Here is a 22,157-nt window from a genome sequence, read left to right as displayed (position 1 = left end):
TGCGCCGGCGCAGCGTCACTCTTCCTCCGGGCGATCGAGATCCCGATCGCATCTGGGACTAGCCGGAGCACGTAACTCAGGAATGTGCTGGTTTCGGCACTCATGGTTCAGGTTTCCCGGCAGGCTCCCGCTTCACGTCGCGGATGATCCGGAAACGAGAATGGGCCGGCGTTGAGCCGGCCCATTCGAGAGGGATGCCATCGTGAATTCCCGGTAGTCGCCCGGCGATGCCGGTCTCGGCTTCGGCCGGGCGATCCGCGTTCTCAGTCGTTGATGGCGGCGACGACGCCGGCGCCGACGGTGCGTCCGCCTTCACGGATGGCGAAGCGGAGCTTCTCTTCCATGGCGACGGGGACGATGAGGGTGACGTCCATGGTGACGCTGTCACCGGGCATCACCATCTCGGTGCCCTCGGGCAGTTCGCAGACGCCGGTGACGTCGGTGGTGCGGAAGTAGAACTGCGGCCGGTAGTTGGTGAAGAACGGGGTGTGGCGGCCGCCCTCCTCCTTGGTGAGGATGTAGGCTTCGGCCTTGAACTTGGTGTGGGGCTTGACCGAGCCGGGCTTGCACACGACCTGGCCGCGCTCGACGTCCTCGCGCTTGGTGCCGCGCAGGAGCACGCCGACATTGTCGCCGGCCTGGCCCTGGTCGAGCAGCTTGCGGAACATCTCGACGCCCGTGACCGTGGTGGTCTGGGTGTCGCGGATGCCGACGATCTCGACGGTCTCGCCGACCTTGACGATGCCGCGCTCGACGCGACCCGTCACCACGGTGCCGCGGCCCGAGATCGAGAACACGTCCTCGATCGGCATCAGGAACGGCTTGTCGATCGGACGCTCCGGCTGCGGGATGTAGGCGTCCACCGAGGCCATCAGGGCCAGCACGGCGTCGTGGCCGACGGCCTTGTCGCCGTTGTCGAGGGCGACCTTGGCCGAGCCCTTGGTGATCGGGATGTCGTCGCCGGGGAAGTCGTACTTGGAGAGGAGCTCGCGCACCTCCATCTCGACGAGCTCGAGGAGCTCCTCGTCGTCGACGAGGTCGACCTTGTTGAGGAACACCACCAGCGCCGGCACGCCGACCTGGCGGGCGAGCAGGATGTGCTCGCGGGTCTGCGGCATCGGGCCGTCGGCGGCCGACACGACCAGGATCGCGCCGTCCATCTGGGCAGCACCGGTGATCATGTTCTTCACGTAATCGGCGTGGCCTGGGCAATCGACGTGGGCGTAGTGCCGGTTGGCGGTCTCGTACTCGACGTGGGCGGTCGAAATCGTGATGCCGCGGGCCTTCTCCTCGGGGGCCTTGTCGATCTGGTCGTAGGCCGTGAACGTCGCCCCGCCCGACTCCGCCAGGACCTTCGTGATCGCCGCCGTCAGCGACGTCTTGCCGTGGTCGACGTGACCGATCGTGCCGATGTTGCAGTGCGGCTTGGTACGAGCAAACTTCTCTTTGGCCATCGTCACATTCCTAAAACAAAGTCACATGAGCGGTCGCCCAGGGCGGCGCTCGAACTGTCGAGCCGGGCGAAAGACGCCGCCCGGATAGAGGCTTGGCGTCAGATGATCAAGGGATGATGGCCGCGCAGGTCGAATCGAGCCTGCGGCGTGGTCGTCTGGCCGAGGTCCGGCTCCGGCCTTCGATGCGCGGTCAAACCGTTCCGCGAGCCAGGAACTGCGCGCCGAGCGGCAGCCGGCCGATCCGCGCCTCGACATTCCGGACCCATCCCCGCCGGAACGGGAAGGCCAGGAAGTGTCGGCTGCGGATTTCCCGCAACCCGTGTTCCGCCAGCAGCGTGCGGGTCTCGCGGGCGCCGAGCAGCACGGCGTCGTGATCGAAGGGGCAGCGTGACACCGCGAGCCGCGTCAGCGGGTTCCACGGGTTGTGCTCGATGATCGTCACGAGGCCGCCCGGGCGGGTCACGCGCCGCATCTCCGCAAGGAGGCCGGAACGCTCGGCAATCGGAACGTGATGGAAGACGCAGACGGCCAGCGTCGCGTCGAATGCCCGATCGTCGAATGGAAAGGGGCCGCCTTGCTGAAGGCGGTATCGGTTGCCCGGGTTCTCGCTTTCCGCACGGGCCACGGATTCGGGCGAGGGATCGGTGCCGGCCATCTCCGAGACGATGCCCGCGAGGCGGCGATGGAGCAGGCCAACGCCGCATCCGACATCGAGGAGTGACGGGCGGGAGGCACCGAAATGCCGGCCGAACACATCCGCGAGCAGATCGGCCTTCGCGTCGAGGAAGAATCCGTGTTCGAGCCCGGAAAAGGCGATCGAATCCTGGACGACCGCATCGTAGCTGGTGCGGTACGCGTCGAAGGCGCTGGTCATGCCGCGATCCTCGATTGGGCGGCCTGCCCATCCTCGGGGAACCCCACTGCCCGGCCGACCACGTAGAGGGGACGCTTCTTCACCTCGGTATGGATGCGTCCGACATAGAGGCCGACGATGCCGGTCATCAGCAGGTTCATGCCGGCGAGGAACGAGACGAGGACGACGATGGAGGCCCAGCCGCTGACCAGGGCCGGGTCGTAGAGGGCGCGCACGGCGATGTAGAATCCGTAGGCCAGCGCGAAGAGGGACACCCCCGTGCCGGCCCAGAGGGCGAAGCGGAGGGGGATGTCGGAGAAGCCGACGATGCCGTCGAAGGCGAGCCGCAGCATCTTCGACCAGCCGTATTTGGTCTGGCCCAGGGTCCGCGAGAGACGGTGGAACGGCACGGCGGTCTGGCGGAAGCCCATCCAGCTGAACATGCCGCGCACGAAACGGTCGCGCTCGGGCATGGCCAGGAAGGCGTCGAGGGCCTTGCGGTCGACGAGGCGGAAATCGCCCACATCGGCCGGGATGTCGATGGCGGTGAGCGCCCGGATGAGGCGGTAGAACAGGCCGGCGGTCCAGCGCTTGAAGCGGCTCTCGCCCTCCCGGCTCAGGCGCTTCGCGTAGACGATCTCGTAGCCCTCGCGCCATTTGGCGGCGAGGTCGAGGACGACCTCCGGCGGGTCCTGCAGGTCGGCATCCATCACCACGACCGCGGCGCCCGCGGCGCGCTCCATCCCGGCGGTGATGGCCACCTGATGGCCAAAATTCCGCGACAGGGCGAGATAGCGATAGCGCGGATCGTCCTTGGCGCGGCCGGCGGCGACGATGCCCGTCATGTCGGTGCTGCCGTCATCGACGATGATCACCTCCGCCGGCCCGTCGAGCTTTCCGAGAAGCTGATCGAGACGGTGCAGCAGCACCGGCAGCACGGCTTCCTCGTTGAAGACGGGAACGACGAGGCTGTAGGTCGGCGTGCCGATCTGCGCCGAGGGAGATGTCACGGTCATGCGTGTCGCCGGCGGACGGAAGGTCCGGTCGGCGCAAGCCTAACGCGGCATGATTAAGGCCATTCTAACCGGCCGATACGGGACGCCGCCTGGTCGCCTACGGATCGGCATCCGCCGCCCTGGCGGCGGAGCGTCGGCCGATCGTGCCTTCGAGGAAGCGGCCGCCGAGGAGCCCGTTGAGGCCGACCACGATGAGGACGGCCACGAGATGCACGGCGAGATCCGTCGCGGTGGCGTCGTGAGGATGGAACGGCACCAGGAGCGCCGCTGCCGCCGCCGCGACGGCGAGACCTCCCAAGGCCGCCGTGAGGCTCGGGTTCAGCGGGCAGGCCCGGCGCAGCATCATGACCAGCAGGACCGAGAGCGGCAACGAGACGGCCATGAGGAAGACGAAGCAGCCGCGCATCTCCCCGGTTTCGGCGAGGTTGGACGCCGGAGCGAGCCGGGCCCGCAGGCAACCGAGCCCGCTGACGCCGAGCCACAGGACGAGGGGCGGGATCGGGAGGAGAGCCCAGGCCCGGCTGCGGCCCGGCACGCTGCTCTGGAAGGCCGCGAAGGCCGCAGCCCCGCTCGTCAGCATCGCGCCGAGCGCGGCATAACGAAGATCGGGAACACCGAGACGCGCTTGCAAGGCAGCGGCATCCGACAGCGGCAGGAGAAGAGCGCCCAGGCCGAGCACGGCAGAGACCCAGGCGAAGGCCCGCCATCCCGGCCCGGGCAGCCGGCGGATCGGCGCGAGCGACCGGGTCAGCTCCTCGACGAGACGTTCGTGGCTGGCGGGATCAGACATCCGAACCCTCCTTGCTGGATGAGAGAGAGGCACGCAGGGCCTTGAGTGCGCGGTGGAAATTGACTTTCAGCGCGATCTTGGTCCGCCCGGTGAGGAGGGAGGCCTCGTCGAGGGAGAGCTCGCGCAGGGCGATGTGCTCGATCGCCTCGCGCTGCCCCGGGGGAAGATGGGCGACGGCCTGGACCACTGCCCGGCGACGGTCGCGGTCATCGAGATCGTGCCCCGGCAGGGGCGCATCGTCGGCGCGCGCCTCGTAGGCGATCGGATCATGGACCTCGCGCGGCCGGCGGCTGCCTTGGCGTAGGACGTCGATGGCGCGCCGATGGGTGATGGCGCGGAGCCAGGGGAGAAAAGGCCGGGCGGGGTCGTAGCTGGCCCGCGCCCGGTGGATCGTCAGCAGAGTGTCCTGAACCACGTCGTCGATGGTCGTGCCCTGGACACCCTTGGACCTCGCCATCGCGGAAATAATGGGTACGCAGTCGCGCAGGAGTGCACGGTAGGATGCGGCATCGCCGTTCTGAGCCGCCTGCATCGAAGCCGACAGCGACTCCTCGCCGGACGATGCCATCGATCGTGCGGGCATGGTCGCGATGCTTCCGGAATTCGCGGGCCGAGCCTGGCGCAGGCGGCCCGAATGCGCCGCCTGCGCCAGGCTCACGGATGAGACCCTAATTCGTCGCCGGGGCCTTGGCCACACCGTCCCTCACCCTCGGATTTGTGCCCGTGCCATCGGCCGCGAGGGACGACGGAGACGGTGTGGGCGAGACTGCTCATGGGACGCGGTCCTTCCTCGCGGCACCGGGTTCACGGTGGCCATGAGAAGGATTTCGGTGATTGCCCGCCCTTGGTTACGCGTCACGGACCGGAATCCGATCATTTGACCGACGCACCTTGAAAATTCGAAGCGAGCGATGGCTTTGTCCGGTCGAGGAAACACGATGGGATGATCGGTACTTTGGCACGAAGATAAGGGCGTTGGTTTTTATAAGAGTAGACACGCCTCCGGCGCACGAAGGGTAGCCCTTGCACGGGTACTTCCATGTCCCGGCCGATGGCGATTCTGTGGATCACTCAGATATACCAGGCACTTCCCAAGCGAACCTGGAACTGACCGGCCATGCATCGGTTGAAGGCTGGGCCGTGGCCCGGTGTATGATGCGATTGGAGCCACAGTGACATTCGGCGTCGACAGGTACGAACTCCGGCAGATCATCGCCGGCCTCAGCGAGGGCGTGATCCTGGTCGAGCCGGACCAGACCATCGCCTATGCCAACGAGGCGGCCCTGGCGATGCATGGCGTGGAGTCGGTGAGCGAGCTCGGAGAGACCGTCGACGCCTATCGCGAGCGCTTCTCCCTGCGCTACCGGAACAACCGCACGCCCAATCAGTATCCGATCGAGCGCGTCGTCTCCGGTGAGACGTTCCACGACGTGGTCGTGGAGGTGAGGCGCACCGACAAGCCGGACGCCACCTTCGTCCATTCCCTGCGCAGCCTCGTGGCCACCGATCGCGACGGCAATCCCAGTTGCCTGGCGCTGATCCTCAAGGACGTCTCCGATCAATTCGAGGCCGAGGACCGCTTTGAGAAGACGTTCAACGCGAATCCGGCCCCAGCGGTGATCTGCCGGCTCGCGGACCTGCGACACGTCAAGGTGAATCTCGGCTTCCTCGAGATGACGGGTTACACCCGCGATGCCGTCATCGGCCGCAGCGTCTACGAAGTCGATGTGCTGGCGGGTGCCCGGAGCCGGGATCTGGCCATCTCGCGCCTGAACGAGGGCGGCACCATCCCGCAGATGGAGGCCTGTCTCGACCTGCCCGATGGCGGCACGCGGCACGTCATCGTCGCCGGCCAGCCGATGGAGCTCGGTGAGGAGCCGTGCATGCTCTTCACCTTCGCCGATCTCGAATTGCGCCGGAAGGCCGAGATGGCCTTGCGTCAGAGCGAGGAGCGCTTCGCCAAGGCCTTCCGCCTCACCCCCGTGCCGACGGTGCTCGCACGGGCGGATACCTTCGCCATTACCGGGGTGAACGAGGCCTTCACCCGGGTCTTCGGCCATTCCGCCGAGACGGTTGCCGGGCGCTCACCGGCGGAACTCGGGCTCTGGGTCCACGATGCGGCCCGCGAGAGGTTCGAGAGTGCCGTGGCCATGACCGGATACGTCCTCGGGCTCGAAGTCTGCCTGCAGCACGAGGATGGGGCCAGCCTCGATTGTCTCGTCTCCGCCGAACGGGTCGAGATCGGCGACGACATCTACGCGCTCCTCGTCCTGCAGGACATCACCGAGCGCAAGCGTGGCGAGCGCGACCTGTTCGAGGCCATCGAGACCGTCATGGCCGATACCTCCTGGTTCAGCCGGGGGCTCATCGACAAGCTCGCCAACCTGCGTCGGCCGGGCGGCGAGCACCAGGGCGCCGCGGCCCCGAACATGACGGTCCGTGAACGGCAGATCCTCGATCTCATCTGCTCGGGGCTCGGTGACGATGCCATCGCCAAGCGCCTGACCCTGTCGCGCAACACGGTCCGAAATCATGCCGCTGCCCTCTACCGCAAACTGGGCGTGCACAAGCGTTCCGAGGCCATCGTCTGGGGGCGTGACAACGGGTTTCCCGCGGGCTCGGCCGGTTAAATAAAATCGCTCTACCAGTACGGATGCATCATTGATCGGCCGTCGGCACGCGCCACCTGGGATGCTGAGCCGTACGAGATGCGGGTCCGGCCAACCAGGTATTCGGATCGATCCATAAGCGAATCCAAGTCCGCGATCACGGCTGAAACGCTCAAGGGCTCGGTGAAGGAAGCCATCGGCAAGCTGATCGGTGATCAGAATGTGGTGGACGAAGGAAGAGCTCAGCAGAAATTACCGAAGTCCGAAGTGAAACCAAAAGACGTTTTCGAGACGTAGGGTGTGCTTGACGACGCCGGACATCGTCCCGTCGAGATTTAAAAGATACAGGAGTGAACAGCATGGTCGATACCAATCGGATCACCGGGGCCGCGAAGGAACTCGGCGGCAAGGTCCAGGGCGCGGTCGGCGACCTCACCGGTTCGAACCGCAACTCGGTCGAGGGCCGGGCGCGCGAAGTCCAGGGCACGGCCGAGAACCTCTATGGTCAGGCAAAGGACGCGGTCGGCGAGGCTGCAGAACACGCCGCTGACGCTGCCCGCGATGCCGGTGGCCGCATCCGCGACGCTGTCGACGATGTCGCCGGGTCCGACGGACGCGAAATCAAGGCCCGCGCGCGCCAGGCGCAGGACGCCGCCGGGGACACCTATGAGCGCGCCGAGCGATCCGTCCGCAATGCCGGCCGCGAAGCTTACGACTACGCCGAAGACGCCTACGAGAACGGTGGCAACTATCTGCGCCAGGGTGGCCGCGAAGTGACTCACCAAGTCGCCGAGCACCCCGTCGCCGCCCTGCTCGTGGCTGGCCTCCTCGGCTACGGCATCGGTCTGCTCATTCACCGCCGCGACTGATCCACGGCCGCGACTGAACGTCCGCCGCGCTTAACCCCTCCCCTACGTCTTTCCCTGCTCGGACGACCGAATTCTTCGGACTACCGACGACCCCGGAGCCTTGTCACGTGTCTTCTTCCTCCAGCATCCCGACGTCGCCGATCGTCGCCGGCGATACCCGTACCGTTCTGCTGAACCAGGTCTCGTGGGGCGCCATCTTCGCCGGCGCCGTCACCGCGCTGGTGACCCAGGTCATCCTCAACATGGTCGGCGTCGGCATCGGCCTGTCCAGTGTCGGCCCCGTCGCTGCCGACAATCCGGCCGCCTCGACCCTGTCGCTCAGCGCCGGTGTCTGGTTCATCGTCTCGGGCATCGTCGCCGCACTGGTGGGCGGCTTCATCGCCGGGCGCCTTTCGGGTAAGCCCGTGACGGGCGCAGCCGGCCTGCATGGCCTGGTCTCCTGGGCGGTGACCACCCTCGTCGTCCTGTACCTGATCACCTCTGCGGCCGGCGGCCTCATCGGCGGCGCCTTCTCCGGCGTGACCAGCACCCTGGGCGGCGCCGGCGCCCTGGTCGGCGGTACCGTGCAGACCGCCGCGCAGGCCGCAGCCCCGTCGCTGTCCAAGATCAGTAACCCGCTGGACGGCATCGAGCAGAGCGTCCGTCAGCAGGCGGCCGGCCAGGACCCGCAGGCCGCCAAGGATGCGGCTGTCGCCGCCATCCGCGCCCTGTTCACGGGTGACCCGGCCCAGAAGGCCCAGGCCGAGAACCGCGCCGCCGATGCCCTTGCCAAGGCCCAGGGCATCCCGGTCGATCAGGCCAAGACCCAGATCCAGGACTATAAGAAGCAGTACGAAGAGACCGTCGCCACCGCCAAGCAGAAGGCCGAGGCCGCTGCCGTCGCGGCGAAATCCGCCGCCACCCAGGGCGCCTTCTACGGCGCGCTCGCCCTGATCCTCGGTGCCTTGGCCGGTTTCTTCGGCGGTCGCCTCGGTGCTCCGACCCTCGCCACCCTCACCGATCGCTACGACGCACGTCGCGTTTGAGCCGTCACCTCGGCCGGTCGCCCCGACCGGCCAAGTTCCCTCTCGTCACGAAAGAGCACCCCCATGAGCAGCACTACGGACAAGCTGAAGGGCCTCGCCAACGAGGCCGTCGGCAATCTCAAGGAAGGCGTCGGCAAGGTCACCGGGAACGACAAGCTCGTCGCCGAGGGCAAGGCCCAGGAACTCAAGGGCGAGGCCCAGCGCACCGTCGGCGAGGCCAAGGACGGTGTGGCGTCGGTCGTCGACAAGGTCACCGGCAAGCGGTGATCTTGCCCCGGAGGGAGAGTTCCGCCTCTCCCTCCGCTTTGACATGCAGGAGACTTCCATGAATCGCGATCAGTTTCGCGGCGCGTCCCGGCATCTGAAGGGACGTGCCCAATCCGCCCTCGGCGGTGTCACCGGCGATCCGGCCCGTCAGGTGCGCGGCGCCGTCAATCAAGTCGCCGGCGGTGCGCAATATGCCTATGGCCGCGCCCGCGACCGTGCCGAGGATTTGGCCCAGGATGGCCGCTATCTCGTCGGCGAAGTCCGGGACCGCGCCGGCAACCTGATCGAGGACGGTCGAGACGTCGCCCGCCATGCCGCCAAACGCGGCACGACCTATGGCCGCCAGGCCGTCCGCTACGCTGACGACAACCGTGCATCTGCCCTGCTCGGCCTCGCCGCCGTGGCCTTCGCGGTGGGCTGGCTCGCCCGTCCCAAGCGCTGATCCCCCGTCATCCGGAGACCTTCGATGATTCGCAAACTCCTGACCTTGTTCGTGCTCCCCAAAATCGTTGCCTATGTCGGACGCCGCCTCAGCGGCCGGGGTGCAGCCCCGCCCCGCCGGCCCCGCTGACGAGCGTTCATCCGGCCCCGTCGCGAGGGAGGTGACCGTTACCGACGGGGGCGGCCCCAACGATGTCACCTTGCGGCAGGGGCGTGATACAGCGTGTCGACGCCAATAAGGTCGGTATTCGGCATGGCGGGGAGCGGACGTTCGATCCATGAAGTTCGCCGGCCTCCTCGTCCGCCGCGAGTTCGTGTTTCTTCTGCTTGCCGTATGCCTCGGGCTCGGGGCCGCCACGGCATACTGGATCTCACGGGCGACCGTTCTGACGATCGCCGTTGCCCCGAAGGACGGGACCGAGCCGGCGCTGATCCAGGCCTATGCCGATGCTCTGGCCCGGCGGCATAAGGAAATTCGCCTGCAGGTCATCGCCTTCGACGACGTGCGGGACAGTGCCGCCGCGCTCCAGGAAGGCCGCGCTGATCTCGCCGTGGTCCGCCCCGACGTCGACCTGCCCGACAATGGACTGACCCTGGCGATCCTGCGCGACCAGGCCATGATCATTGCCTCTCCCGAGCCGTCCGGATTGACGAGTTTTCCCGAGCTCGACCGGAAACGTCTCGCGATCCTCGCGCATCGCGATGCCGATCAGGCGCTGATCAAGGCGATGGTCGGGCATTACGGCCTCACCCTCCTCGACAAGGACCCGGAAGGGCCGCTGCCGCCGCGCCACGTCGCCCTCGTGGAAATGTCGGAAGCCGAGCTTCCCGCGGCCCTTGCCAGAAAGCGGGTCGATGCGGTGGTCTCGGTCATTTCTCCGACCGCGCCGACGGCGCAGCGCATCGTCGGCATCGTTCAAGCGGCCAGCAGGACGCGAAAGGTCACCTTCGTCACGGTCGAGAACGCGGATGCCATCGTCGCCCGCATGCCGCGCCTGCAATCCGTCACCATGCCGGCCGAGACCTTCGGCGGCAGTCCCAAGATCCCGGCCGAGGATGTTCACACGGTGGGAGCGTCCTATCGCCTGATGGCGCGGGCGGGCCTGTCCCGTCCCGTCGCGGCGGACGTGACCCAGCATCTGTTCGAACTGCGCAGCGGCATGGCCAACGTGACCGCCGCCGCCGATTACATGCAGGCGCCGAGCTACGACAGCACGGCGGGGGCCACCAGCGCGCGGTTGCCGATCCACCCCGGCGCCGTCGATTTCTTCGAGCGCGAGCAGCAGGGCTTCATCGAGCGCTACGAAACCTGGATCTATCTCGTCGCCTTCCTCGGCGGCGGCATCGGCTCGGGGGTGGTCTGGATCGGCCAGCGTCTGTCACGCCTGCGGCGCGAGCGGATCGAGGAGGCCACCGACCGCCTCTTGCAGATTCGCCAGGAAGCGCAAGGCAGCGCCGCTCCGCCTCGCCTGGAACATCTCGCCCGCGAAATCGACGATCTCGCCGGTGAGATTGCCAAGCACGCCTTGGAACGGCCGACGGAGGCCAGGACCATGTCGGCCGCCGCCATCGCGATCGATGCCGCCCGGTCGACGGTCAAACGCACGATCGCGGCCGGGCAATACGCCCCCGACTCTTCTGGTCTGGCGGGGCGCACGACGTCGTCGGAGGCCAGCGCGGCAGAGTGAAGGGGCTTTTGGTCCCGCCCGTCGACTGGCCCCAAGGCCGGGTCATTCACGGACGTCGAGGCTGAACGATGTCGCCTAGCCGGGACCGCAGCTGAATCCGCATCGGTCGGGAACAGAGAGTGGAGCGGGTACCGGGAATCGAACCCGGGTATTCAGCTTGGAAGGCTGCTGCTCTACCATTGAGCTACACCCGCATATGGCGCCCGATAGCATGGCGACGCGGTTTTGAGAAGGTGATCCCCTCATCGGCCGTGTTGCCAGCGTGTCGGTATGGATTGGTGGGGGAAGTAGGACTCGAACCTACGAAGCTTACGCAGCGGATTTACAGTCCGCCCCCTTTGCCGCTCGGGACATTCCCCCAAACCACCGCCTTTCGGCAGCGCGCGGGCCCTTATGGTGAGGGCTTGCGCGGGTGTCAACACGTCCCGTGCAGGCACTCGCGCAAAGTTCAGGGTGTCGCGAGATCGCCGACGCGCAATTGCACCCGCTCGCCGCCGCGCCAGGTATCGATGGCGAGGGTTCCGGCCACATGGAATTCCTGCCCGATCCCGCCCAGCAGCGCCTGCCCCAGCGGCCCTTGAGCGGAGCGGAAGGCGATGGCGCCGATGGCTTGGCCGTCCCGGCTCCTGAAGCGCGCGCGGATATGGCCGTTGCCGACGATCGCCGCATCGACCAGCCGGTGATACGGCAGGGCGAAGACCGGTTCCGGTGCTCCGGCGCCGAACGGCCCGGCACGCTGGACGAGACGAACCACCTCCGCCGTGGCGCCGCCCGCATTCACGGTGCCGTCGATGAGCAAGGCCTCCACCGCCCTCGCCTCCGATACCGCCGAGGCGAGGGCGGCCGCCAGGAAGTCGCTCAGAGGCGTGGGATCGTGGCTCGGCAGCGTGGCGCCGGCCGCCATGGCGTGTCCGCCGCCCTTGACGAGGAGGCCGGCATCCACAGCCTCGCGCACCGCATGGCCGAGATCCACCCCCGCGACGGAGCGGCCCGACCCGGTGGCGGTCCCGTCCGGGCGCAGGGCGAAGGCGAAAGCCGGCCGGCCGAAACGCTCCTTCAGCCGCGCCGCTACGAGGCCGACCACTCCCGGATGCCAGGAGGCGGAGGCGGTCACCAGGATCGGGGTGTCGGGGGCGAGCGTCAGCGCACGATCCATCTCGGCTTCGGCTTCGAGCACCGCCTGTGCCTCGATGCCCTGACGCTCACGGTTGAGGAGGTCGAGTTCGGTGGCGATGCGGGTCGCCTCCGCCGGATCTGCGCTGGTGAGCAGGGCCGCGCCGAGCCCCGCATGGCCGATGCGCCCGCCGGCATTGATGCGCGGACCGAGGAGATAGCCGAGATGCCAGGATTCCGGCGGCTCGCTCAGGGATGCCGCGTCGAACAGGGCGGCGAGACCGATCCGGCCCCGGCCCCGCATGACCTTCAATCCCTGGACGACGAAGGCGCGGTTGAGGCCGGTCAGCGGCACCACGTCGGCCACCGTCGCCAGGGCCACCAGATCGAGGGCTTCGGCGAGATCCGGCAGATCCTCCCGCCCTCCCCGCCTCAGGCGGCGATTGAGGGCCACGAGGGTGAGGAAGACGACACCCGCCGCGCAGAGATGACCGAGGCCGGAGATGTCGTCGAGCCGGTTCGGGTTCACCAGTGCCGCGACCGAAGGCAGGATCTCCGGTGCGCCGTGATGGTCGAGGACGATCACGGCGAGCCCGCGCTCGGCCGCAGCCGCCAGGGGCTCATGGCCGCTCGTGCCGCAATCGACGCAGACGAGGAGCTTCGCCCCGCCCTCCGCGAGGGCCGTCACCGCCGCCACGTTGGGTCCGTAGCCTTCCGTGATCCGGTCCGGGATGTGGATGTCGACCGTCAGGCCGAGAGCTCGCAGGTAGCCGGCCATCAACGCCGCGCTCGCAGCGCCGTCGACATCGTAATCCCCGAACACGGCGACGCGTTCGCCGGTCTCGACGGCATGGGCGAGCCGTTCGGCCGCCGCCTCCATGTCCACGAGGCGGGACGGATCCGGCATCAGGTCGCGCAGGCGCGGTTCGAGATAGGCCGCCGCCTCGTCCGGACGGACGCCGCGTGAGGCGAGGACGCGGGAAAGAAGATCGGGCAGGCCATGGGCCTGCACCATCGTCGCGGCATAGGCCTGGGCGGCGGGGTCGCCGCAGCGGTCACGCCAGGGCCGCCCTATGACGGACCGGGTGACGCCGAGGAAGGCGCGGGATGGGGCAAGGATCGGGGCGGCTGACACCTGGCCAGTCTACCCGCTCCCGGCCGTCCGACGCTACCGCGTTACGCGCTCGCCCGCGGACCGACGAGGGCGAACAGTGCACCTTGCGGGTCGAGGGCCTGGATGGTCCAGGCGCCGCCGGGCACCTGATGCGGGCCGGAGACGATCCGGCCGCCGCCCGCAATGATCCTCGATCCCGCAGCGTCGATGTCCTCGACAGTGACGTAGTAGAGCCAGAACGGGGCCGGCACCTGCGGGTTCGTCATCATGCCGCCGGTATGAATTCCAGAGCAGCCGGCATCGGGGCCCGGGGCGCCGAAAAGCTGGTAGGTTCCCATGGGGCCCATATCCACCACTTCGGTCTTCACCCAGCCGAAGAGGGACGCGTAGAAAACGAAGGCCTCCTCCCAGTCGCGGGCGTGCAATTCGTGCCAGCCGAAATGCCCGGGCGTATTGGGCGGGGGTGCCGGCGGCAGTGGCCCGTCGCCACGGAAAAGCACGAACACCGCGCCCTGCGGATCGGCGGCGACGCAGAAGCGGCCGATCCCCGGATTGTCGGCAGGTGCCCGGTGGATCGTGCCGCCGGCCTCGCTGACCTCCGCCGAGGCGGCGTCGACATCGGCCACGGCGACGTAACCCATCCAGCCGGCGCGGCCCCCCTGGGCACGGACCTCCTCGGGGAGCGTCATCATCCCGCCCACCGGTACCTGGCCGAGGCGGGCCAGGGAGTAGTCGGTCCCCGGCATGCCGGCCTCCGCGATGGCCCAGCCGGTGACATGACCGTAGAAAGTCCGTGCGGCGGGAAGATCCGTGGTCATCAGATCGTACCAGACGAAACGACCGGTCTCGCTCATTGCCCTCTCCCTGAACCGTGCCAACCGGCACGAACGATCCCTCGCGAAGACGCATCGTGCCTTTATGACGCCGGATCGCGGAGAGTGCCACATGCGGCTGCGGGGATGGCTCCGCGCGCCTGTCGTACCGGCTGGAAGCCGCGACCGGGACGTGACGACACGAGGTTCGGTCGTACCGAACGAAGAAGGGGCCGGCGCGTGATGCGCCGGCCCCTTCCTTGTGAGCGTCGTCGAGGATGGAAGGCCCCGAGTCTCAGAGGTTCTTGACGATCGAGTCCACGACCTTCTTGGCGTCGCCGAACAGCATCATCGTGTTGTCGCGGAAGAACACCTCGTTCTCCACGCCGGCATAGCCGGAGCCCATGCCGCGCTTGATGAAGAGAACCGTCTTGGCCTTCTCCACGTCGAGGATCGGCATGCCGTAGATCGGCGAGGTCTTGTCGGTCTTGGCGGCCGGATTGGTCACGTCGTTGGCGCCGATGACGAAGGCCACGTCGGCCTGCGGGAAGTCGCCGTTGATGTCCTCCAACTCGTGCACCTCGTCGTAGGGCACGTTGGCCTCGGCGAGCAGCACGTTCATGTGACCCGGCATGCGGCCGGCGACGGGATGGATGGCGTATTTCACGTCGACGCCCTCCTTCTTGAGCATGTCCACCATCTCGCGCAGCGAGTGCTGGGCCTGTGCCACCGCCATGCCGTAGCCGGGGACGATGATGACGCGCTCGGCGTTCTTCAGGATGTAGGCCGCGTCGTCCGCGGAGCCCTGCTTGACCGGTCGGGTCTCCACCGCGCCGCCTCCGGCCGCCGCGACATCGCCGCCGAATCCGCCGAGGATGACCGATATGAAGGACCGGTTCATCGCCTTGCACATGATGTAGGACAGGATCGCGCCGGATGAACCGACGAGGGCGCCGGTCATGATGAGTGCGAGGTTGCCCAGGGTGAAGCCGATGCCGGCCGCCGCCCAACCCGAATAGGAGTTCAGCATCGACACGACGACGGGCATGTCCGCGCCGCCGATCGGGATGATCAGCAGGCCGCCGAGCACGAAGGACAGCACCACGATCAGCCAGAAGATCGCCTTGCTCTCGGTGCCGATGAACACCGCGATCAGACCGATGAGGGCGATGCCCAAGGCGATGTTGATCGCATGGCGCTGCGGCAGCATGATCGGCTTGCCGGACATCCGTCCGTCGAGCTTGGCGAAGGCGATGACCGAGCCGGTGAAGGTGATCGCGCCGATGGCGACGCCGAGCGCCATCTCGAACAGCGATTCCTTATGGATATGACCGTTCTCGAGGATGCCCACCGCCTGCGGAGCGTAGAGCGTGCCCGCCGCGCCGGCCACGGCGGCGAGGCCGACGAGGGAGTGAAAGGCGGCCACGAGCTGCGGCATGGCCGTCATCGGCACCCGCTTGGCGATGACCGCACCGGCGCCACCGCCGATGCCGAGGCCGAGGAGGACGATGATCCAGGCGCCGAAACCGGCCGGCGGATGGCCGACCAGAGTGGTGAGGACGGCGAGCCCCATGCCGATCATGCCGTACAGGTTGCCCTGCCGCGACGTGGTCGGATGCGAGAGCCCCCGCAGCGCCATGATGAACAGGACGCCGGAGACGATGTAGAGGAGGGCGGAGACGTTCTGGGACATCGTCTCAGGCCTTCTTCTTGTACATGCCGAGCATGCGCTGGGTAACGAGGAAGCCGCCGAAGATGTTGACGCTGGCGAGGACGATGCCGACGAAGCCGAAGAAGCGCGCCCAGCCGGTGCCCTTCTCGATCAGTGGGACGCCGGCGGCGAGGAGCGCGCCGACGATGATGACGGAGGAGATCGCGTTGGTGACGGACATCAGGGGGGTGTGGAGCGCCGGGGTCACCGACCACACCACGTAGTACCCGACGAAGATCGCGAGCACGAAGATCGCGAGCTGGAAGACGGTGGGGTCGACCGCGCCGTGGGTGGCGGCGGCGATGCCGTGGCTGATGCCTTGACCGAGGCTGTCGGCGAGGCTCTGCGCCTGTTCGGCGGCGGTGCGCGCGGTCGCGGCGGCGGCGCGCGCCTGTTCGGCGGCCTGTTCGGGAGGAAGGGTTGCCATCTGTCTCTCCGTCGCGATCAGGCTGCTGTGGACTGGAAGGACGGGTGGACCACCTGTCCGTCCCGCGTCAGGTTCGTCGCCTTCACCAGTTCGTCGTCCCACTTGACGGCGAGGGCCTTGGACTCCTTGTCGATCAGGGTCTCGACAAAGGCGAACAGGTTGCGGGCGTAGAGGCTCGACGCGGTTGCCGCGAGGCGGCCGGCGACATTGACGTGGCCGACGATCTTGACCCCGTTCTCGGTGGCGACGATCTCGCCGGCCTTGGCGCCGGCGACGTTGCCGCCGCGCTCGACCGCGAGATCGATGAGCACCGAGCCGGGCTTCATCGAGGCGACCATCGCCTCCGAGACGAGCTTCGGAGCCGGGCGGCCGGGGATGAGCGCCGTGGTGATGACGATGTCCTGCTTGGCGATGTGCGTCGCCACCAGATCGGCCTGCTTCTTCTGGTATTCCGCCGACATTTCCTTGGCATAGCCGCCGGAGGTCTCGGCCTGCTTGAACTCGTCGTCTTCCACCGCCACGAACTTGGCGCCGAGGGATTCGACCTGTTCCTTGGTGGCGGGGCGCACGTCGGTGGCGGTCACCACGGCGCCCATGCGGCGGGCGGTGGCGATGGCCTGGAGGCCGGCGACGCCGACGCCCATCACGAAGACGCGGGCGGCGGGTACGGTGCCGGCGGCCGTCATCATCATCGGCATGGCGCGGCCATATTCGGCAGCGCCGTCGATCACGGCGCGGTAGCCGGCGAGGTTGGCCTGGGAGGACAGTACGTCCATGACCTGGGCGCGGGTGATGCGCGGCATCAGCTCCATGGAGAAGGCGCTGATCCCCGCATCGGCCATGGCCTTCAGCGCGGTCTCGTTGCCGTAGGGATCCATGATGGCGACGACGGTGGCGCCGGACTTCAGGAGCTTGAGCTCGTCCTCGTTGGGACGGCGAACCTTGAGGACGAGGTCGGCCTCCGTTGCGGCCTCCGCCGCCGTGGCGGCGATGGCGGCGCCCGCCGCCTCGTAATCCGCATCGGGAACGCCGGCCTTCAGGCCGGCCCCGGACTGGATCGTCACGTCGACCCCGAGGCCTTTGAATTTCTTGATCGTCTCGGGCACCGCCGCCACCCGCGGCTCGGCGGGGTCCGACTCTGTCAATACAGCGATGCGCATTCAGGAGATCCCCCTCGGCGATCGTTCACGATCGCCGTAGCTTAGCAGGAATATAGAGCCCGGACCCCTGGTATGCCAGCGGTCCGTGGCTACGTCACGCGAAGAAGAGGTACAGAAGCAGAAGAACGGCGACCGCAGCGGGCGCTTTCCAGCCGACGACCGGCGACAGCGCGCCCACCGTGCCCGCCACGCCCGACAGCAGGACGCCGAAGATCGCGGTCAGCCAAGCCTCGCGAATGCCACCCACGGCCAACGCGAGCACCCAACAGATCACTACGAAGGTGCCGATTTCCACGAACCGTACAAACCCACGGTAGGTCTGTTCATGGGTCTTCTCGTCCATCGCCGGGCTGTAACGTACGCCGGTCACGGTCTTCGCATCGGCCATCTTGTCGTCGTCCCCTTGGGTATCATCTTGATTGGTTCCAAGCGGATTTAGCGCATGCCTCTGTCACCCGCAATCGAGATACCGACTCGCGAAAATATGGAAAGCCGGTTTTAACCCGGAGAATGACAGTCGATCCCCGCTTGTCATGCACAGGCGGGGAATCCCCCCGATTACTCGGGAGAGGGAAGTCCCGCCGCGGCCAGCGCCGCGCCCTGCCGTTCGGTCAGAGTCTCGAGGGAGAAGCGCTCGATTTCCGCCTCGAACAGGCGATGGTAGTTCAGCTCGGAGCGCAGGTGCAGGAACACCGCGCCGAGCCCCACGGCCGCGCGGTCCATGAAGACGAATTCCTGCGGCACGGTCACGGGCCCGCGCTGCTTGAGGGCCTGATGCACCTCGAAGGCCTGGCGCCGGCCGTATTCGCCGGGCTTGACGCCATCCGCCACCGTCCTCGTGCGGTCCTCCAGGATCGGGCCGTAGATGAAGCGGGCCCAGATGTTGAGGATCTCGATCAGCTCCTTGTTCAGGTTCTTGAATCCCCACACCTCGTAGGCGTGGACGATCCGGGCGTGGTCGTTCTCTAGGAGACCACGATAGAGATCGACCACGCCGCCGACGAAGCGGGGGTGGAAGATGCGGACGCAGCCGTAATCGAGCAGGTTGATCCCGCGCGCCTCGCCGTCCTCGGAGAAGACCGTGTAGTTGCCGAGATGCGGATCGCCGTGGATCACGGCGGCTCGGCTGAACGGGTGCCACCACGCCTTGAACATCGCCCGCGCCAGCCGATTGCGGACCTCGAGGGGCTGGTCCGAGAAGCTGAGGATCCTGTCGCCTTCGAGCCACCCGAGGGTGAGGAGACGCTTGGTGGAAAGGTCGGTATGGATGGCGGGCACCCTCACCTCGGCGATGTCCTGCAGGACGGCCCCGTAGAGGGCGGCGTGCTTGGCCTCGCGCTCGTAGTCGAGCTCCTCGCGCACGCGGGCGCCGATCTCCTTGGCGATCTCGCGGGTGTCGAGCCAGGAACTGAGGCGACGGTGCAGGGCGAAAGCGATTTCGAGCTGCTTCAGGTCGGCCTCCACGGCCGATTGCATGTCGGGATACTGGAGCTTGCAGGCGAAGGGCGTTCCGTCGAGGCCGGTCGCACGATGGACCTGGCCGAGGGAAGCGGCAGCGGCGGGCTTGAGATCGAAGGAGCCGAACCGCTTCTGCCAGTCGGGGCCGAGTTCGGCCATCATCCGGCGCTTGACGAAGGCCGCACCCATCGGCGGGGCGTCGGCCTGGAGTTTCTGCAGTTCGGTCGCGTATTCCGGCGGCAGCAGGTCCGGCACGGTGGCGAGGAGCTGCGCCACCTTCATGATCGGGCCTTTCAGCCCGCCGAGCGCCTGGGCCAGAGCGGCCGCGTTGGTGGGCGCTTCTCCCTTTCCGAACAGCTTGGCGCCGGCCATCCGCGCGGCGACTCCTCCGACATTGGCGCCGACACGGGCATAGCGGCTGGCGCGTGCCGAGAAGCGGTTGGCTTCGTTGTCGTAATCGGCCATCGGGTCCATTCTGCGCGACGAAGAGGTATCATCACGAGATAGGCGCCTTCCCCGAGGGTACCAGGGCCATGGGCCCATGGGTCGCGGAACTTGGCTCGCGGAACTTGCGCAGCGGAAGGGGTTACGCCGCCGGCCAGTTGTCGCGGATCCAGCGCGTGAGGCCGTCCTCGTCGATCTCGCTCGCGGCGAGGTTCCGGATCATGACGACGGCTTCTGCCTCGTCCGCGAGGAAATCGATCCCGTTGAGACCCAGGAACGTTACGAGCGCGAGCAGTGCCGCACGCTTGTTTCCGTCGATGAAGGGATGGTTCTTCGCGATGCCAAAGGCGTAGGCAGCAGCCAATTCGGCCAAATCCACCTCGCCGTAGGCTGCCCGGTTCATGGGCCGGCCGAGAGCCGATTCGAGCGCTCCTTCGTCCCGCAACCCTGGCGGGCCCCCGAACAACTTGAGCTGACGGGCATGGATGGCCTGGACGAGATCGTTCGTCAGCCAGACGACCGTCGTCATTTCGCGAGTTCGGAAAGCGCGTTGCGGTAGGTCTTCATCGCCTTCTCGGCGATTTCCATCCCCTTCTCGAAAGTCGGATCGAGGGGCGAAAGCCGCACCGAGCCATCCGCGTTCTCCGTCACCGAAAGCCAATCACCCTGTGAGAGGTTCAGCTTACCCAGCAGTTCCCGCGGCAGGATGAGCCCGGTGGAATTGCCGATCTTCTTGACTTCGAGCTTCATGACGGTCCGGCCTTTCGTTGTACGTTATGTACAACGAAAGGCCGCCGGCGCAAAGGAGGTCTACCCCTCCATCGCCTCCAGTTCGACGATCATCCCCTCGATCATGTTGAGGCCGATCTGCCAGAAGGCGGGGTCGCTGGCATTGAGGCCGAAGGGGGCGAGGAGTTCGCCGTAGGGCTTGGCCCCGCCTGCCGAGAGCAGGGCGAAGTAGCGGTCGACGAAACCCTCTTCGGCATTGGCATAGACGCCGTAGAGCGAGTTCACGAGGCAGTCGCCGAACGCATAGGCGTAGACGTAGAACGGAGAGTGGATGAAGTGCGGGATATAGGCCCAGAACGGCTCGTAGCCGGCGTCGAGCGAGATCGCCGGGCCGAAGCTCTCCGCCTGCACCGACATCCAGAGGCCGTTGATCTGCTCGGCGGTGAGCTCGCCCTTGGCCCGAGCGAGATGGACCTTCCGCTCGAACAGGTAGAACGCGATCTGGCGCACCACCGTGTTGATCATGTCCTCGACCTTGGCGGCCAGCATCGCCCGGCGCTGAACCGTATCGGTGGTGGCGGCGAGCAGGCGCCGGAACGTGAGCATCTCGCCAAACACGCTCGCGGTCTCGGCCAGCGTCAGGGGCGTCGGCGCCATCAGCGCACCGTTATGCGAGGCGAGAACCTGATGGACCCCGTGGCCGAGTTCGTGCGCGAGGGTCATCACGTCGCGCGGCTTGCCCTGGTAGTTCACCAGCACATAGGGATGCGCCGAGGGCACGGTGGGATGGGCGAACGCGCCCGGCGCCTTGCCGGGCCGCGTCGGCGCATCGATCCAACGGCGGTCGAAGAACGTCTTGGCGATGTCGGCCATGCGCGGCGAGAACGCGCCATAGGCGTCGAGCACCATGTCGCGCGCCTCCGTCCAGGGAATGGTGCGCTGCTCGACTCGCGGCAGCGGCGCGTTGCGGTCCCAATAGGGCAGGACGTCGACCCCGAACCACTTGGCCTTCAGTTTGTAGTAGCGGTGCGACAGGCGCGGATAGGCGGCCTGCACGGCGTCCACCAGGGCCGCCACCACCTCGGGCTCGACCCGGTTGGAGAGGTGCCGATCGTCGGCGACGTCCTTGAAGCCGCGCCAGCGGTCGGAAATCTCCTTGTCCTTGGCCAGGGTGTTGGTGATGAGGGCGAAGGTCCGCAGATTGGCGCGGAACACGTCGCCCAGGGCCCCGGCCGCTTCCTTGCGAACCGCCCCGTCCGGGTCCTGCAGCTTGTTGAGCGTCGGTTCCAAGGTGAGCATCTCGCCCTGGAGCGGGAAACGCAGGGACGCGATCGTGCCGTCGAACAGCCGGTTCCAGGCGGAACGCCCGGTCACCGACTTCTCGAGGAACAGCTTCTCGGTGCGGTCGTCGAGCTGGAACGGCTTCTCCCGGCGCAGATCCTCGATCCAGGGGCGGTAATGCGCGAGGGGGCCCTCCGCCATGGCGGCGTCCATCACGGCGTCGTCGACCCGATTGATCTCGAGGGCGAAGAATAGCAGGTGGCCCGAGGCCGTGGTCAGGCGTTCCTGGGTGTCGCCGTAGAACTTCTGGCGCCGCTCGTCCGTGGTGTCGCCGGAATAGACGAGACCGGCGAAGGACATCAGACGGCCGAGCCGATCCTCGATCGCCTCATAGGCCGCCACCGCCTCGGCGAGGCGAGCGGACGCGTCGGGTCCGCCGGCGATCTCGGCAATGACGCCGCCGTAGCGCTCTGAGAACGCACTGCATTCGCCTTCCGCCCGGATCAGGTCGGCGCGGAAGTCCGGCGAGTCGATCCCGGAATAGAGGTCGCTCAAATCCCATTCGGGAAGCGAGCCGAGGTCGAGGGCGAGAGCGGCTGCCCGCGCGACGTTCGTCCCTTCCGATCGTTGCCCGGCCGGCATCCGGGCGGCGCTTGAGAGGCTGGCATGGACGACGGCACGACTCGACATGATGTCTTTGATCCTGAACCGGCGTTTCCCCGCCGTTTCCGCTGATATCGAGCGGTGAGGCCCCGTGATCAACCGATTCGGCCCATTCCGCCGCAACGAATCTCCGGCATGGCCCTCGTTCGCCCCGGGAGTGGACCATCAGGGAAGAAAGTGGGATCGTCGTTAAGAGCAGCTTTACGCTCTTCGCTCACCTTACGGATCGAAAC

At 67.3% G+C, this 22,157-nt stretch carries 22 protein-coding genes and 2 tRNA genes; 7 read left to right on the top strand and 17 right to left on the bottom strand.

What is annotated here, in order from left to right; all coding sequences use genetic code 11:
• Positions 1–263: 263 nt before the first annotated feature.
• From tuf to FPV16_RS02435, 5 genes are all read right to left on the bottom strand, one after another.
• Complete coding sequence (gene tuf / locus FPV16_RS02455) at positions 264–1,454, bottom strand: elongation factor Tu (RefSeq protein WP_207412100.1); 1,191 nt, start codon at positions 1,452–1,454, stop codon at positions 264–266.
• A 190-nt stretch (positions 1,455–1,644) separates the two neighbouring features.
• The gene (locus tag FPV16_RS02450; RefSeq protein ID WP_227435868.1) at positions 1,645–2,328 is read right to left on the bottom strand and encodes a class I SAM-dependent methyltransferase; all 684 of its coding nucleotides are present in this window, start codon (positions 2,326–2,328) and stop codon (positions 1,645–1,647) included.
• Positions 2,325–3,323: a glycosyltransferase family 2 protein gene (locus FPV16_RS02445; protein WP_227435866.1), complete on the bottom strand. Its 999-nt coding sequence runs from the start codon at positions 3,321–3,323 to the stop codon at positions 2,325–2,327. Before FPV16_RS02445 ends, FPV16_RS02450 begins: the two co-directional genes overlap by 4 nt.
• 97 nt (positions 3,324–3,420) lie before the next feature.
• The gene (locus FPV16_RS02440; protein ID WP_227435864.1) at positions 3,421–4,113 is read right to left on the bottom strand and encodes an NrsF family protein; all 693 of its coding nucleotides are present in this window, start codon (positions 4,111–4,113) and stop codon (positions 3,421–3,423) included.
• On the bottom strand, positions 4,106–4,696 hold the full coding sequence (locus tag FPV16_RS02435; protein ID WP_227435862.1) for a sigma-70 family RNA polymerase sigma factor: 591 nt from the start codon (positions 4,694–4,696) through the stop codon (positions 4,106–4,108). Before FPV16_RS02435 ends, FPV16_RS02440 begins: the two co-directional genes overlap by 8 nt.
• Positions 4,697–5,285: 589 nt before the next feature.
• On the opposite strand from FPV16_RS02435, the gene FPV16_RS02430 reads away from it, so the two are divergent.
• The 7 genes from FPV16_RS02430 (at position 5,286) to FPV16_RS02400 (ending at position 11,012) form a co-directional block, all read left to right on the top strand.
• The gene (locus FPV16_RS02430) at positions 5,286–6,743 is read left to right on the top strand and encodes a PAS domain S-box protein (RefSeq protein ID WP_227435860.1); all 1,458 of its coding nucleotides are present in this window, start codon (positions 5,286–5,288) and stop codon (positions 6,741–6,743) included.
• A gap of 78 nt (positions 6,744–6,821) precedes the next feature.
• A complete protein-coding gene (locus tag FPV16_RS02425; RefSeq protein ID WP_227435857.1) occupies positions 6,822–7,019 on the top strand; it encodes a CsbD family protein in 198 nt (65 codons plus the stop codon).
• A gap of 62 nt (positions 7,020–7,081) precedes the next feature.
• Positions 7,082–7,591 carry a CsbD family protein gene (locus FPV16_RS02420; RefSeq protein ID WP_227436009.1) on the top strand — a complete coding sequence of 170 codons (510 nt, stop codon included), beginning with the start codon at positions 7,082–7,084 and terminating at the stop codon, positions 7,589–7,591.
• A 107-nt stretch (positions 7,592–7,698) separates the two neighbouring features.
• Entirely contained in the window at positions 7,699–8,616 is a 918-nt protein-coding gene (locus FPV16_RS02415; RefSeq protein WP_227435856.1) for a PhnA-like protein, read from the top strand.
• A gap of 63 nt (positions 8,617–8,679) precedes the next feature.
• Positions 8,680–8,883 carry a CsbD family protein gene (locus FPV16_RS02410; RefSeq protein ID WP_018043750.1) on the top strand — a complete coding sequence of 68 codons (204 nt, stop codon included), beginning with the start codon at positions 8,680–8,682 and terminating at the stop codon, positions 8,881–8,883.
• A 58-nt stretch (positions 8,884–8,941) separates the two neighbouring features.
• On the top strand, positions 8,942–9,325 hold the full coding sequence (locus tag FPV16_RS02405; protein WP_227435855.1) for a CsbD family protein: 384 nt from the start codon (positions 8,942–8,944) through the stop codon (positions 9,323–9,325).
• A gap of 277 nt (positions 9,326–9,602) precedes the next feature.
• Complete coding sequence (locus tag FPV16_RS02400) at positions 9,603–11,012, top strand: TAXI family TRAP transporter solute-binding subunit (protein ID WP_227435854.1); 1,410 nt, start codon at positions 9,603–9,605, stop codon at positions 11,010–11,012.
• A gap of 120 nt (positions 11,013–11,132) precedes the next feature.
• Here FPV16_RS02400 and FPV16_RS02395 read toward each other — a convergent pair.
• The 12 genes from FPV16_RS02395 to FPV16_RS02340 all read right to left on the bottom strand — a co-directional run bounded on the left by FPV16_RS02395 (position 11,133) and on the right by FPV16_RS02340 (position 21,903).
• Positions 11,133–11,206: transfer RNA gene (locus FPV16_RS02395), tRNA-Gly, on the bottom strand.
• Between the two features lie 82 nt (positions 11,207–11,288).
• Positions 11,289–11,372: transfer RNA gene (locus FPV16_RS02390), tRNA-Tyr, on the bottom strand.
• An 88-nt stretch (positions 11,373–11,460) separates the two neighbouring features.
• On the bottom strand, positions 11,461–13,260 hold the full coding sequence (gene recJ / locus FPV16_RS02385) for a single-stranded-DNA-specific exonuclease RecJ (RefSeq protein WP_227435853.1): 1,800 nt from the start codon (positions 13,258–13,260) through the stop codon (positions 11,461–11,463).
• Positions 13,261–13,301: 41 nt separating this feature from the next.
• A complete protein-coding gene (locus FPV16_RS02380; protein WP_227435852.1) occupies positions 13,302–14,093 on the bottom strand; it encodes a VOC family protein in 792 nt (263 codons plus the stop codon).
• Between the two features lie 253 nt (positions 14,094–14,346).
• The gene (locus FPV16_RS02375; protein ID WP_227435851.1) at positions 14,347–15,744 is read right to left on the bottom strand and encodes an NAD(P)(+) transhydrogenase (Re/Si-specific) subunit beta; all 1,398 of its coding nucleotides are present in this window, start codon (positions 15,742–15,744) and stop codon (positions 14,347–14,349) included.
• A 4-nt stretch (positions 15,745–15,748) separates the two neighbouring features.
• Positions 15,749–16,189 (bottom strand): proton-translocating transhydrogenase family protein, encoded by a 441-nt coding sequence (locus FPV16_RS02370; protein WP_018044342.1) that lies wholly within the window; start codon positions 16,187–16,189, stop codon positions 15,749–15,751.
• 17 nt (positions 16,190–16,206) lie between these two features.
• Positions 16,207–17,349 carry a Re/Si-specific NAD(P)(+) transhydrogenase subunit alpha gene (locus tag FPV16_RS02365; RefSeq protein ID WP_227435850.1) on the bottom strand — a complete coding sequence of 381 codons (1,143 nt, stop codon included), beginning with the start codon at positions 17,347–17,349 and terminating at the stop codon, positions 16,207–16,209.
• Positions 17,350–17,443: 94 nt separating this feature from the next.
• Positions 17,444–17,737 (bottom strand): aa3-type cytochrome c oxidase subunit IV, encoded by a 294-nt coding sequence (locus FPV16_RS02360; RefSeq protein WP_018044344.1) that lies wholly within the window; start codon positions 17,735–17,737, stop codon positions 17,444–17,446.
• A 170-nt stretch (positions 17,738–17,907) separates the two neighbouring features.
• Positions 17,908–19,272: an ABC1 kinase family protein gene (locus tag FPV16_RS02355; protein WP_227435849.1), complete on the bottom strand. Its 1,365-nt coding sequence runs from the start codon at positions 19,270–19,272 to the stop codon at positions 17,908–17,910.
• Positions 19,273–19,393: 121 nt separating this feature from the next.
• Positions 19,394–19,780, bottom strand: a complete 387-nt coding sequence (locus tag FPV16_RS02350) for a type II toxin-antitoxin system death-on-curing family toxin (protein ID WP_227435847.1) — start codon at positions 19,778–19,780, stop codon at positions 19,394–19,396.
• Positions 19,777–20,001, bottom strand: a complete 225-nt coding sequence (locus tag FPV16_RS02345; protein ID WP_027172933.1) for an AbrB/MazE/SpoVT family DNA-binding domain-containing protein — start codon at positions 19,999–20,001, stop codon at positions 19,777–19,779. Before FPV16_RS02345 ends, FPV16_RS02350 begins: the two co-directional genes overlap by 4 nt.
• A gap of 60 nt (positions 20,002–20,061) precedes the next feature.
• The gene (locus tag FPV16_RS02340; RefSeq protein ID WP_413629160.1) at positions 20,062–21,903 is read right to left on the bottom strand and encodes a M3 family oligoendopeptidase; all 1,842 of its coding nucleotides are present in this window, start codon (positions 21,901–21,903) and stop codon (positions 20,062–20,064) included.
• Between the last annotated feature and the right edge of the window lie 254 nt (positions 21,904–22,157).

The sequence above is a fragment of the Methylobacterium sp. W2 genome, assembly GCF_020662345.1.
GTDB lineage: Bacteria > Pseudomonadota > Alphaproteobacteria > Rhizobiales > Beijerinckiaceae > Methylobacterium.
This window is presented reverse-complemented; position numbering and strand designations above follow the sequence as displayed.

What these genes read in the sequence shown, in the direction of transcription:
- tuf (WP_207412100.1), bottom strand. Translation starts at nt 1,454, where the DNA reads ATGGCCAAAGAGAAGTTTGCTCGTACCAAGCCGCACTGCAACATCGGC.
- FPV16_RS02450 (WP_227435868.1), bottom strand. Translation starts at nt 2,328, where the DNA reads ATGACCAGCGCCTTCGACGCGTACCGCACCAGCTACGATGCGGTCGTC.
- FPV16_RS02445 (WP_227435866.1), bottom strand. Translation starts at nt 3,323, where the DNA reads ATGACCGTGACATCTCCCTCGGCGCAGATCGGCACGCCGACCTACAGC.
- FPV16_RS02440 (WP_227435864.1), bottom strand. Translation starts at nt 4,113, where the DNA reads ATGTCTGATCCCGCCAGCCACGAACGTCTCGTCGAGGAGCTGACCCGG.
- FPV16_RS02435 (WP_227435862.1), bottom strand. Translation starts at nt 4,696, where the DNA reads ATGCCCGCACGATCGATGGCATCGTCCGGCGAGGAGTCGCTGTCGGCT.
- FPV16_RS02425 (WP_227435857.1), top strand. Translation starts at nt 6,822, where the DNA reads ATGCGGGTCCGGCCAACCAGGTATTCGGATCGATCCATAAGCGAATCC.
- FPV16_RS02420 (WP_227436009.1), top strand. Translation starts at nt 7,082, where the DNA reads ATGGTCGATACCAATCGGATCACCGGGGCCGCGAAGGAACTCGGCGGC.
- FPV16_RS02410 (WP_018043750.1), top strand. Translation starts at nt 8,680, where the DNA reads ATGAGCAGCACTACGGACAAGCTGAAGGGCCTCGCCAACGAGGCCGTC.
- FPV16_RS02405 (WP_227435855.1), top strand. Translation starts at nt 8,942, where the DNA reads ATGAATCGCGATCAGTTTCGCGGCGCGTCCCGGCATCTGAAGGGACGT.
- FPV16_RS02400 (WP_227435854.1), top strand. Translation starts at nt 9,603, where the DNA reads ATGAAGTTCGCCGGCCTCCTCGTCCGCCGCGAGTTCGTGTTTCTTCTG.
- FPV16_RS02380 (WP_227435852.1), bottom strand. Translation starts at nt 14,093, where the DNA reads ATGAGCGAGACCGGTCGTTTCGTCTGGTACGATCTGATGACCACGGAT.
- FPV16_RS02375 (WP_227435851.1), bottom strand. Translation starts at nt 15,744, where the DNA reads ATGTCCCAGAACGTCTCCGCCCTCCTCTACATCGTCTCCGGCGTCCTG.
- FPV16_RS02370 (WP_018044342.1), bottom strand. Translation starts at nt 16,189, where the DNA reads ATGGCAACCCTTCCTCCCGAACAGGCCGCCGAACAGGCGCGCGCCGCC.
- FPV16_RS02365 (WP_227435850.1), bottom strand. Translation starts at nt 17,349, where the DNA reads ATGCGCATCGCTGTATTGACAGAGTCGGACCCCGCCGAGCCGCGGGTG.
- FPV16_RS02360 (WP_018044344.1), bottom strand. Translation starts at nt 17,737, where the DNA reads ATGGCCGATGCGAAGACCGTGACCGGCGTACGTTACAGCCCGGCGATG.
- FPV16_RS02355 (WP_227435849.1), bottom strand. Translation starts at nt 19,272, where the DNA reads ATGGCCGATTACGACAACGAAGCCAACCGCTTCTCGGCACGCGCCAGC.
- FPV16_RS02350 (WP_227435847.1), bottom strand. Translation starts at nt 19,780, where the DNA reads ATGACGACGGTCGTCTGGCTGACGAACGATCTCGTCCAGGCCATCCAT.
- FPV16_RS02345 (WP_027172933.1), bottom strand. Translation starts at nt 20,001, where the DNA reads ATGAAGCTCGAAGTCAAGAAGATCGGCAATTCCACCGGGCTCATCCTG.
- FPV16_RS02340 (WP_413629160.1), bottom strand. Translation starts at nt 21,903, where the DNA reads ATGCCGGCCGGGCAACGATCGGAAGGGACGAACGTCGCGCGGGCAGCC.